8 protein-coding genes are annotated in these 10,717 nt (G+C 33.3%); 4 read left to right on the forward strand and 4 right to left on the reverse strand.

Annotated elements, in window-relative coordinates; all coding sequences use genetic code 11:
* Positions 1–38: 38 nt before the first annotated feature.
* The 3 genes from ACVC5O_RS13665 to ACVC5O_RS13675 all read right to left on the reverse strand — a co-directional run bounded on the left by ACVC5O_RS13665 (position 39) and on the right by ACVC5O_RS13675 (position 4,011).
* Entirely contained in the window at positions 39–2,345 is a 2,307-nt protein-coding gene (locus ACVC5O_RS13665; RefSeq protein WP_452222045.1) for a DNA topoisomerase 3, read from the reverse strand.
* A gap of 93 nt (positions 2,346–2,438) precedes the next feature.
* Positions 2,439–3,110, reverse strand: coding sequence for a hypothetical protein (locus ACVC5O_RS13670; RefSeq protein WP_452222046.1), 672 nt, complete (start codon positions 3,108–3,110; stop codon positions 2,439–2,441).
* A 79-nt stretch (positions 3,111–3,189) separates the two neighbouring features.
* Complete coding sequence (locus tag ACVC5O_RS13675; RefSeq protein ID WP_452222047.1) at positions 3,190–4,011, reverse strand: DUF1853 family protein; 822 nt, start codon at positions 4,009–4,011, stop codon at positions 3,190–3,192.
* A gap of 109 nt (positions 4,012–4,120) precedes the next feature.
* Between ACVC5O_RS13675 and ACVC5O_RS13680 the strand changes: the two genes are divergently transcribed.
* Together ACVC5O_RS13680 and ACVC5O_RS13685 are read left to right on the forward strand one after the other, a co-directional pair.
* A complete protein-coding gene (locus ACVC5O_RS13680) occupies positions 4,121–5,674 on the forward strand; it encodes a DEAD/DEAH box helicase (RefSeq protein WP_452222048.1) in 1,554 nt (517 codons plus the stop codon).
* A gap of 112 nt (positions 5,675–5,786) precedes the next feature.
* Positions 5,787–6,905, forward strand: coding sequence for a DEAD/DEAH box helicase (locus tag ACVC5O_RS13685; RefSeq protein ID WP_452222049.1), 1,119 nt, complete (start codon positions 5,787–5,789; stop codon positions 6,903–6,905).
* A 101-nt stretch (positions 6,906–7,006) separates the two neighbouring features.
* Here the strand turns inward: ACVC5O_RS13685 and hpf are convergent, their stop codons facing one another.
* Positions 7,007–7,309, reverse strand: coding sequence for a ribosome hibernation-promoting factor, HPF/YfiA family (hpf, locus tag ACVC5O_RS13690; protein WP_452222050.1), 303 nt, complete (start codon positions 7,307–7,309; stop codon positions 7,007–7,009).
* A 125-nt stretch (positions 7,310–7,434) separates the two neighbouring features.
* Here hpf and ACVC5O_RS13695 point away from each other — a divergent pair, with 125 nt between their 5' ends.
* Both ACVC5O_RS13695 and ACVC5O_RS13700 read left to right on the forward strand, forming a co-directional pair.
* Positions 7,435–10,266, forward strand: coding sequence for a M16 family metallopeptidase (locus ACVC5O_RS13695; RefSeq protein WP_452222051.1), 2,832 nt, complete (start codon positions 7,435–7,437; stop codon positions 10,264–10,266).
* 211 nt (positions 10,267–10,477) lie between these two features.
* A complete protein-coding gene (locus ACVC5O_RS13700) occupies positions 10,478–10,693 on the forward strand; it encodes a hypothetical protein (RefSeq protein ID WP_452222052.1) in 216 nt (71 codons plus the stop codon).
* Positions 10,694–10,717: the final 24 nt, after the last annotated feature.

Genomic DNA, 10,717 nt, shown 5'->3' on the forward strand with positions numbered 1-10,717 from the left:
GCTTAAGCAAAATGTATCGAGAACCACTTTATTATCTCTTACTTTCCTCGTAAAATATCGAACACCAATTGCTTTGTTAGTTGTTGTCCTTTTGCTTTTTCTCTAATCAAATCGTAACTAAATCTAAAATCGCAGCCTGCTTTATAGTCACTACAACCATAAGCTGTTTTTCCTTTAATTATAGTGCCTTTTTTGCATTTTGGACAAGTGTTTTGCTCAGATGTATTTTTCGGTTTAGTAGCTCCATTTTGTTTTGGCTCTAGTTTCAGTTTAAAATTATCGTCAAAACGAAGTAAGCCTTCAAGCTGTTTTCCTTCAATTTTAAAGCCTTTTAAATTAACTGTTGAGCCTTTATCTAACAAACGCAAATATTGGTTTTTAGAAATCTTCTTTTCAGCAAAACTAAACGGCAACAGCACATCACAAGTTTTTCCGTAATTAGAACACCCAAAGGCTGTTTTGCCTTTTAAAAACTGTCCGTTTTTACATTTTGGACAGGTATATCCAACAATAGCTTTGCTTGTCGTCGCTTTTTTTGAGGCTTTGTTATTTTTAGAATTGGTTTTATTATTAGTGTAGGAGATTTTAGCAACCGTTTTTTCTGAGCGGACTTCATACACCAACTTATCGACCAATAGCTTCATGTTTTTTATGAATGCTCCAGCACTATATTCGCCTTTTTCAATATCTTTTAATTGTTTTTCCCAACGTCCTGTGAGTTCGGCAGACTTTAACAACTCATTTTGTATGGTGTCTATTAACTGAATACCTGTAACAGTTGGCAACACCTGTTTTTTATTACGTTTTATGTACTTACGCCTAAACAGCGTTTCAATAATATTTGCTCGTGTAGATGGTCTGCCAATGCCATTTTCTTTCATTAAATCACGCAATTCATCATCGTCCACTTGCTTGCCAGCAGTTTCCATAGCACGTAGGAGTGAGGCTTCGGTAAATTGGTTTGGTGGTTTGGTTTGTTTCTCTAAAAAACTAGGTTCGTGAGGACCTTTTTCGCCTTTTACAAAACTTGGTAACAAACCTGGCTCTTTAGTTTTATCGTTTGGTGTTTCAAAAACTATTTTCCAGCCTTTACTTATAATTTCTTTTCCTGTAGTTTTAAACTTTACATCTGCTGCCTTGCCAATAACTGTAGTGTTAGATACTTTACAATCGTCGTAAAAAACAGCAATAAAACGACGTGTTATACTGTCGTACACTTGTTGCTGATTGTATTGCAAATTTATTTGAACTCCTGTTGGTATTATCGCGTGGTGATCGGTTACTTTAGCATCGTCAAATACTTTTTTAGACTTTTTAATTTTTTTACCTAAAAGTGGTTGTGTTAAGGTCGTATAATTAGTTAGATTTTTAAGTATTCCAGCCACTTTAGGGTAAATATCGTTTGGTAAAAACGTAGTATCTACTCTTGGATAAGTAACCACTTTTTGCTCGTATAATTTCTGAACAATTTTAAGCGTTTCGTCTGCCGAAAACCCAAATCTTGTATTGCAATAGACTTGCAAACCTGTTAAATCAAAGAGTTTTGGCGCGTATTCGTTTCCGTTTTTTTTGGTAGTCGATACAATTTCAAAATCGTGTTCTTTAACTTTATTGGCTAATACTTCGCCTTCTTCAACCTTAGTAAATCGTCCTTCTTCGTAACTAAAAAGCGTATCGCGATACAAGGTTTGTAATTCCCAATAGGGTTGTGGTTTAAAGTTTTCGATATCCTTCCAACGGTTTACAACCATTGCTAATGTTGGTGTTTGTACACGTCCAACAGAAAGTACCTGTTTGTAACCACCATGTTTTACTGTGTATAATCGTGTGGCATTCATACCTAATAACCAATCTCCAATGGCACGCGAAAATCCTGCATAATAGAGGTTATCGTATTTTTTTGAGGATTGTAATTTCTGAAAGCCTTCCTTTATAGCTTCGGTTGTTAACGATGAAATCCATAAACGTTGTACTTCGCCTTTATAATTGGCTTGGTCTAAAACCCAACGTTGTATAAGCTCTCCTTCTGTTCCTGCATCACCACAATTTATAACCAGATCTGCTTTATCGAATAAGCTTTTTACAATGTTGAATTGTTTTTGAATCCCAGAATCTTTAGTGACTTTAGTTTCAAATTTCTCAGGAAGCATTGGTAAATTATTTAAATCCCAACTTTTCCAATGTGGTTTATAATCGTTTGGTTCTTTAAGCGTGCAAAGGTGTCCAAAAGTATAAGTTACTGCATATCCATTGCCTTCGTAGTAACCATCACGCTTGGTGTTGGCTCCTAAAACAGAAGCAATTTCTCTAGCTACACTCGGTTTTTCGGCAATACAGACCTTCACTTAAATAGTATTATTTAGTTCTGCAAAATAAGTGTTTTTGTAGTCTAATGGAAAGGGTTTTGTTAGGAGTTATTAACGAAGTTAATGGTGTTGTTATTTTTTATCAAATACAATTACACCAATAGTTTCTGGTTGGTCCAAAAGCGTTGCTTTGTAAACATAACCATTACCTGTTAGTGCAATAATTTTCACTTTAATAGATTCTCCTATTAAATATTCTTTGTTTTTATTACTAACTTTTATATACTTTAATTCGTATTCGCATGGAGAAGGCCAACTAATTTCATACTTTTCTTTAAACGGATTTTTCTTGTCTCGCTTTGTGTTTTTTTCGTTTTGAAATCGTTTTCCTCGTTTTATTTTAGTGTCTTTAAATCTAATATCCTGATATCTAAAGTTACCTGTTTTAAAAGCTTTGCATTTGTTTACATCTTTTTCATAAGCGTCTGCCAATGTATATTTTTTGTTTATAAATTCGAATGTAATATTGTGGCATTTATTTTTTAATGTACTTTCAGCATGAAACTCTATGCTTTCGAGGTAACTTATGATTTCTTGTGTGTTAGCCTTATTTTGGTAGGTAGTTTTATTGTCAACAATTTTAACATCTGTAACTTGAGCAGAATCAGAAACACAAAAGTTTAATGTAACGATCTCTTTATGCTTTACATCATCCACAAAATAGGTAGTTTTAATTTGTGCAAAACTAAAAGTGGATATTAGAATGAATAATAATATAACAGTTTTTAAAATGAATTTTTTCAAAAATTGAATTGTGTTTGAAGTCATTAAACTAAGATAAATAATTTTAAATAGATTAAGAGTTGTTTCTTACAAAACAAAACTACCAAGCCACCACAAAACACTTAGTCATTTCGCCATTTGGGAATTTTAACCATAATAAAGGCGAATACTTTTCAGCTTCAAAAACAGTAAGTTGTGGTTTAATCTCTTTGTAGGTTAGCCAATTGACATTGGTGTCTAAATCTAATAACCAATCTACTTTTTTAGGCTTGTAAAACTTACAGTCTTTAAATTTAGGCAAGTCGTTATAGTTAAAGTAAAACCCATAAATACAATCAGGATTAAGGGTTTTTAAACTAATAGTTTTACCAAAAGGCAGGAAAATTTGCGCTTTAAAATAAATACGCTGCTCAAAATCTTCCGCATTAAATTGTAAAGCTTCAAGTAGTGGTTGTGTTTGTTTAGCGTAGAGTAGTGGAAACTGTTTTGTTTTAAGTTTATTTAGCTTTTCATTTAACGTATCGCGTCGCATTGGTCCAATACAATGGTCAATTTCTGTTTCGCCTAAGTTTTCATCATATAAATAATACTTAAACTGAATTTCTAAATGGATAGGTTTGTTGTCTTTAAGCAATAAACAATCGAGTTCGCCAAGAGTTCTTTTATATTCTTGAATCTGGATGTTCTCTTTTAAAATCCTAATGTGATTGCAATGCGCTAATTCTTCAGCTACAAAACGCTCTACACGTTGTCCTAAGCGCAAATTTTTTACAAATCCAGAATTATATTGTGGTGTAATTTTACAAGTGTCTAAAAACGGAATTAACCCAAAAATAGGCGCATTAAACAAGTGAGGCGTGTTGAAAAACCCACTAAATTGTGCTTGGAAATCGTCTGTTTTAGTATGCATAAGAGCTCCCAAAAATACACATTTAAAAAAAATTTAGTGTTTATTCTTTTAAACCTTACAATTCGTTGTATTTTTGCACATCGCTAAATTGAAAAAAAACCTTAAAAATTCAATACAATTAATGTCTGTAACTACTTTAGAATTAGAAGAACGTAAAGAAGGAAAAAATCTGTATAGCTACCAAAAAGTTGCAATTAATAAGATTTTTAAATGTTTTGAAGATGCTCCAGAAGATTATCACTTACTTTACCAGCTTCCAACAGGAGGAGGGAAAACAGTAATTTTCTCAGAAATTGTACGTCAATACCTAAAACACCACAACAAACGTGTGCTCGTAATGACGCATCGTATTGAGCTTTGCAAACAAACTTCTGGAATGCTTACTGAATTTGGTGTGACTAACAAAGTGATTAGCAGTAAGGCTAATTTGGACGACCAAGACCAATACAAGTGTTTTGTGGCCATGGTAGAAACGCTTAATAACCGTTTAAATGACGACAAGCTAGATATCTCAGATATTGGTTTAGTTATTATTGATGAAGCGCATTACAACTCATTTACCAAATTATTTAAGTTTTTTGAAAAATCCTTTATTTTAGGCGTTACTGCAACACCATTAAGTTCTAATTTAAAGTTACCAATGAAGGATAACTACAACGAGCTTATTGTTGGCGAAACTATTGAATCGCTTATAGAAAATGAATTTTTAGCAAAAGCAGAAGTCTATTCTTACAACGTAGGTTTAACCTCTTTAGTTGTTGGTGCTAATGGTGATTATACTGTAAAATCTTCCGAAGATTTATATACCAATAGCGACATGCTTTCTAAGCTTACACAGGCTTACGAGGAGCGTTGTAAAGGTAAAAAGACCTTAATTTTTAACAATGGTATTAATACCTCTTTACATGTTTACGATACGTTTAGGAGAGCCGGTTATCCTGTAGCTCACTTAGATAATAATAATACTAAAAAGGAACGTAAAGCCATATTAAAATGGTTTAAAGAAACACCAGACGCTATATTAACTTCGGTAAGTATTTTAACAACTGGTTTTGATGAGCCTACTGTTGAAGCTATAATTTTAAATAGAGCAACAAAATCCTTAACGTTATACTACCAAATGATTGGTCGTGGATCGCGTATTCTAAACAATAAATCGACTTTTACTGTTATTGATTTAGGAAACAATTTACACAGATTTGGACCTTGGGGAAGCGATTTAGATTGGCACAAAATTTTTAGATCACCAAACTTTTACTTGGATGGTTTAATGAATGACGAAGACATTGAAAATAATTTTAGATATGAAATGCCTGACGATGTTCGTGCAGAATTTGCCAAATCTGAAGATGTCTATTTCGATATTAAGAAAACCTACATCGATTCTATTAGAAATGGAGAATCCTCTAAAGTGGTGTTAGAACGCTCCATTGAGCAACACGCAAGAATTTGTACTGAAAACAGTGAGGATCTTTGGGATGCCTTAGCATTGGCAAAGCTTTTAGGAGATGATATTGATTACAGATTAGACCGTTATTCTAAATGTATTAGTAAAAGCACTTATAATTTTATGCAATGGCTAAAGGACGATTATCGTAAGAAGCTAAATGCCTATTTACGTGCTAATTTCGATGCTATTTTTGAAGATATCAACGGGTTTCCACCAGAAGACTAATGCCAAATAATTAAATCCTATTTCAACGTCTCACTTAACGCAGTGTAGCGAGACATATTTAAAAATTACAAATTAGGTCTCGACTGCGCTCGACCAGACAAAACTAATTACAATGAGCAATTTTTCAGAACTAGGAATACACAAAAACTATGTTAAAGCTTTAAAAGAATTAAACATTGTTAAACCTACTGAAATTCAGCAGCAAAGCATTCCAATTCTTTTATCTTCTGGCACAGATTTTATTGGGTTAGCGCAAACAGGAACAGGTAAAACTGCTGCTTATGGTTTACCTTTATTGCACAAAATAGATCCTAAAAAAAACGAAGTACAAGCGTTAATCTTATCGCCAACACGCGAACTGGTTCAGCAAATAAAAAAACAACTCTTTAAGTTCACTAAATATAACGAGGCAAAGATTTTTGTAGAAGCCGTTTATGGAGGCGAAAAAATTGACATTCAATTGAGTAATTTAGCGCGTACAACACATGTTATTGTTGCAACACCAGGACGTTTAGTCGATTTAATGAACCGAAATGTCATCGATTTATCCTCTATTAATACCTTAGTTATGGATGAAGCTGACGAGATGCTAAGTATGGGTTTTAAAACCGACTTAACCACCATACTAAAAGATACTAAAAAAACAACCAAAACCTGGCTGTTTAGTGCTACCATGTCTCAAGATTTAAATACTATTGTAAAGCGTTATATTTCTGATAGTGCTGTGCGTTTAGAAATGAACAAAAACAGTATTTTAAATACTAATATCGCTCACTTTTTTGTAGAAACTACGCTTCATAACAAAGTGAATGATTTGGTAAATATTTTAGACGAAAAAGGGAAACAACGTGGTATTGTGTTTTGCAGAACAAAAGCAGGCGCACAAGCATTAACACATCAATTACAGCAAGAAGGCTATAATGTAGCAGCTTTAGAAGGCGACATGCAACAAAAAGAGCGCGAAAAAGTAATGCGAGCGTTTAAAAATGAAAAATTACAACTTTTAGTCTCTACAGATGTTTCTGCTCGTGGAATAGATGTTAACGATTTAGCATTTGTAATCCATTACCAATTACCAGAACATTTAGAATATTACACACATAGAAGTGGACGTACTGCTAGAGCTGGAAAAAAAGGAGAATCTATTGCTTTAATTTTAGGCAATGAATATGCAGATAAAGAGAAAATTGAAACCGCTTTACATATTAAAATGAAGCAAATTACTTTATAGTAAAAACACTATAGTTTATAAAAGCATTTTCTGGGTAAAACATAAAAAAGCAACTTTAAATTAAAGTTGCTTTTTGTATTCAAAATGTATTTTATATGCTTTTAGTGTGTTCGCATTTTAGCTTTACGCTTAGAGAGTTGTCGTTCTAACTGTATAACAGCTTCCGATACACTTTTATGGAATGTTTCCTTGCTATCTTCAGCAAATAAACGAGGTCCAGGAGCACTAAGTCGTATTCCTGTTATCATTCCTGTTTTATCGTCTCCTGTATTTTCTACTTTAAAAAACACATCTGCACGTACAATAAATTCGTATTTATTAAATAATTTTTGCAGTTTTTCGGCTGTGTACGTTTCTAGTTTTTCACTAGATTTTACGTCGTGATATTCAAAGTTTATATCCATAAGTTTAGTATTTAAGTTTCATTTAAAGATACGTAACAATTCGGTTTTTAAAAAATGCTTTAATATAAAATTATGAGAAAAATAATTATAAGTATCTTTAGGCAACAATTCAATAAAATTCAATTATGAAAAGATTACAATTTGTCATTTTATTAAGTACTTTATTTCTAGTTGCTTGTGGAGATTCTAATGCCAATAAATCCTCAGAAACAGAAAAAGAATTTAAAATCGATTACGAAAAATTTACTTTAGATAATGGTTTAGAGGTTATCCTTCATCAAGACCATAGTGACCCAATAGTTGCAGTTGCCACAATGATGCATGTTGGTTCTAATAGAGAAGAGCCAGGAAAAACTGGCTTTGCGCACTTTTTTGAGCACATGAGTTTTAACGATTCTGAAAACGTGCCTGTTGGAGCTAACAGAAAAATGATCCCAGAATGGGGAGGAAGTCGTAATGGAGGAACTTGGAGTGATGGAACAGTCTATTACGAAGTAGTTCCTAAAGATGCTTTTGAAAAGATTTTGTGGATTGATTCCGATCGTTTTGGATACATGTTAAATACGGTAACCGAAGCTGCTTTAGAACGTGAAAAGCAAGTGGTAAAAAACGAAAAACGTCAACGTGTTGATAATGCTGCTTATGGTTACACAGATGAGATTATTAGAAAAAACCTATATCCAGAAGGACATCCTTACAGTTGGACTGTTATTGGTGCTTTACCAGATTTACAAGCGGCTACTATAGATGATGTAAAAGCCTTTTATAAAAAATATTATGGAGCGAGTAATGCGTCCTTAGTTATTGCAGGAGATATTGATATTGCAGAAACTAAACGATTAGTGGAGCAGTGGTTTGGCGAAATACCAAGTGGACCAGAAGTTGAAAAAATGAATCCGAAGCCAGTAACGCTTACCGAAACAAAAGCGTTATATTTTGAAGATGATTTTGCGAAACTACCAGAATTACGCATGGTTATTCCAACTGTTGAAGAATATCATAAAGATGGTTACGCACTAGAAATTTTAGGACAATTATTAAGCGGAAGTAAAAAATCGCCATTATACCAAGTTATTGTAGAAGAGCAAAAACTTGCACCAAACGTTAGTACGTATCAATCTGGCAGTGAATTAGCTGGCGAATTTGTGTTTAGAGTGCGAGCCAATGCTGCAACAGACTTAGATAAAGTTAAAGCTAGTATTGATGAAGGCTTACAACGTTTTGAAACCAATGGCGTAAATACCGACGATTTAAAGCGTATAAAAGCAGAACTAGAAACCAATTTATACCAAGGTGTAAGTACAGTCTTAAATAAAGCGTTTCAATTGGTACAGGACAATGAGTTTAAAGGTGATGCTGGTTATATTACCCAAACAGCAAAACTTACCAATGCTGTAACTGCAGAAGATGTGATGCGTGTTTACAACACATATATTAAAGACAAAAATTATGTGATGACAAGCGTTGTCCCTAAAGGCCAATTAGAGTTAGCTGTTGCAGACTCTAATGAAGCGAGCGTTTGGAAAGAAGAGGTAAAGCAAAATGTGGCTAATGAAGAAGTAAGCCAAGGCGATGAGGCTGTTTACGAAAAAACACCTAGTAAATTTGAAAGAAGCGAACCTGATTTTGGAGAATTACCTTTGTTTAAATCACCAGAAATTTGGACTGGAGAACTCAGCAATGGCTTGGCATTATATGGTATAGAAAATAATGAAGTGCCTCTTGTACAATTCGATATTACCATTCCTGGTGGTCAATTATTAGATCCAAAAGGAAAAGAAGGATTATCTCGTTTATTTTCGGATATAATGATGCAAGGAACAGCTACTAAAACACCAGCAGATTTAGAGGAAGCTATTGGTTTACTTGGTGCTTCTATTAATATGTATAGTGCTAGCGAAGATTTTCATATCACAGGCTCTTGTTTGGCTAAAAATTTTGAGGATACCATTGCCTTAGTTAAAGAAATTATTTTAGAACCACGTTGGGATGAGAAGGAATTTAACCGACTAAAACAGGCATTAGAAACCAGTTTAAAAGGTCGTGAGGCCAACCCGAATTCTATTGCATCAATGGCATTTAACAAGTTAGTTTATGGAGATACTCATAGATTTGGACTACCAGGAGCTGGAACTTTAGAAACTACAAAAAACATCACTTTAGACGATTTAAAAGCCTATTACAAAAATTTGAGTCCAAAGGACGCTAAATTTCATATTGCAGGAGCATTAACCAAAAGCGAAACTAAAAATGCGTTAAGCACTTTAAACGATTGGAATACTAATAGTGTAGCTCTACCAGAACTCACTGTAGATGCCACTAATAACAAAGCAGGAACCCTTTATTTTATAGATGTTCCAAACGCTAAACAATCTGTGTTATATATTGGTAAACTAGCATTATCTGCCAACGATAAGCAAGCAAATAAGTTGGAGTTTGCTAACGAGATTTTAGGAGGTGGATCTAGCGGACGCTTATTCCAAACCTTAAGAATTGGAAAAGGCTATACTTATGGTGCTTATTCTGGGATTTCATCTACACAACAAGTCGCACCTTTTACTGTAAGAACGAGTGTTAGAGCTAATGCTACGCTAAAATCGTTAGATATTATTAAAGACATGCTTAATAATTATAGTTCTAGTTTTGGCAAAGAAGAAGTGGAACTCACTAAAAATAAAATACTTAAAGGAAATACAAGAGCCTACGAGAGTTTAGGCGCAAAGCTTGGTATTCTTAGAGAAATGAGTAAATACGATAAACCTGAAACGTTTTTAGTCGATAATCAAAACGAACTCATAAATATGAGTTTAGATGATTATAAGGCTACCATTTCTACTTATTTAAATGAAGAAGACATGATTTACGTAGTTGTTGGTGATAAAGCCACACAATTTGCTGAAGTTAAAAAACTAGGTAAACCAGTTATTGAATTAGATATTTACGGAAATAAGATGTAGAGTTTTTCTACTTTTTAATTGAAGAAAGAGCTACAAATTAATTGTGGCTCTTTTTTTAGAAACAACTATTTTAGAATAAATAAAAGTGACTAAATTTGCTTATGAGGTCTATTTATAATTAAGCTCGATAGTAAAATTTGTTTTATCAATAGTTAACGTACCATTACCAAATGTTGTTTAAGTATATTTATGCATTATAAAATGAAACACTATGGAATTAATAAATGAAGCACTAGCGTTTGAGCAAGAAAAAATGAGTAATATGTCTACAAGCGACAGAGTAGTAGCCTCTAGAAAGGCGAAGCGACTTATTTTGGCTTTAAACGAAGTGTATAAAAAAACTAAAGATGCAGACCTTATGGATATCATGAAGCGTTTAACTGCAAAGAAAAAAAAGATTGAAGTGAGATTAAAAGGAAGACCATAAATCTTTTAAACGTTTTGAAATATA

The organism is Lacinutrix salivirga (assembly GCF_053604675.1).